The organism is Paractinoplanes ovalisporus (assembly GCF_016834655.1).
In the GTDB taxonomy this organism is placed as follows: domain Bacteria; phylum Actinomycetota; class Actinomycetes; order Mycobacteriales; family Micromonosporaceae; genus Actinoplanes; species Actinoplanes ovalisporus.
Window position 1 is genome coordinate 1 of record NZ_JAENHP010000063.1, and the last position, 1,015, is coordinate 1,015.

The following is a 1,015-nucleotide window of genomic DNA, read 5'->3' on the forward strand; positions in this document are numbered from 1 at the left end:
GCGAGGCTGAACTGGTGGTGCAGGGCCATTTCGACGCCCTGGTCCCAGGTCAGCGACCGTTTCAAGTGCGTGGGCAGGGCGGCGACGGTGTGCAGGAGGGCGTCGCGGACCTGTTCGGCGTTCTGGCCGCGGCCCAGGTGCAGCAGCAGGACGTAGCGGGTGGAGCGTTCGACCAGGGTGCCGATCGCGGACCGGTTGTCTTTACCGATGATCAGGTCGCCTTCCCAGTGGCCGGGCACGGCCCGGTCGTCGGCGTCGGCCGGCCGTTCACTGATCATGATCATCGGGCTGGTGAACCGGGACCGGCGTTGCCCGGGTGTGCGGCGGGGCCGGCGCACCGCCCGGCCGGTGCGTAACGCCGTAGCCAGCTCGCGGCGCAGGCTGCCGCGGCCCTGGACGTAGATAGCCTGGTAGATGGTCTCGTGGGACACGTACCACTCACTCTGCTCAGGATGGTCACGGCGCAGCCGGTGACTGATCTGCTGCGGGCTGTGCTTGCGTTCCAGCATGGCCTGCACCGCATCGTGCAGTACCGGGTTGACGGCGAGTTTGCGGGGTTTCGGGCGCGGCCGCCGGGCTTCGGCGCGGTGCTGCGCCGCGTGCGGCCGGTAGTCGCCGGTGACCGGGTGGGCGTTACGGGCGATCTCCCGGCTGATCGTGCTCTTCGACCGGCCGAGCTCAGCCGCGATCGCGGTCCGGGTGACACCGGCATGAAACCGGTCAGCGATCACGATCCGCTCATCGGTCGACAGATACCGGGCCGACACCCGTGCCCGGCGGGCTGCGGCCGCCGCACGCACGGCTTTCTCCTGGGCCCACTGCTTGGCGTTCCGCGCCGCCCGCGAGTCGGGATGCCGCCACTCGTAGCCGGTCCTGCGGTCGACGCCGACCCGCCGGCACGCCTCGCCGGTACCTACTCCCTGTTCCACAAGATCCAAATATGCGCGCCGCTGTTCAGCCTTGCCCAACCCATTGACCCAGCCCGCACCAGAACCCTCGAACACCTGACAACCCC

The 1,015-nt window shown here is 69.8% G+C and carries 1 protein-coding gene; it reads right to left on the reverse strand.

The features are described 5' to 3' along the window. A partial coding sequence (locus tag JIG36_RS51390) for an IS30 family transposase (RefSeq protein ID WP_203384271.1) occupies positions 1 to 929 on the reverse strand: 929 nt, incomplete at its 3' end. Positions 930 to 1,015: the final 86 nt, after the last annotated feature.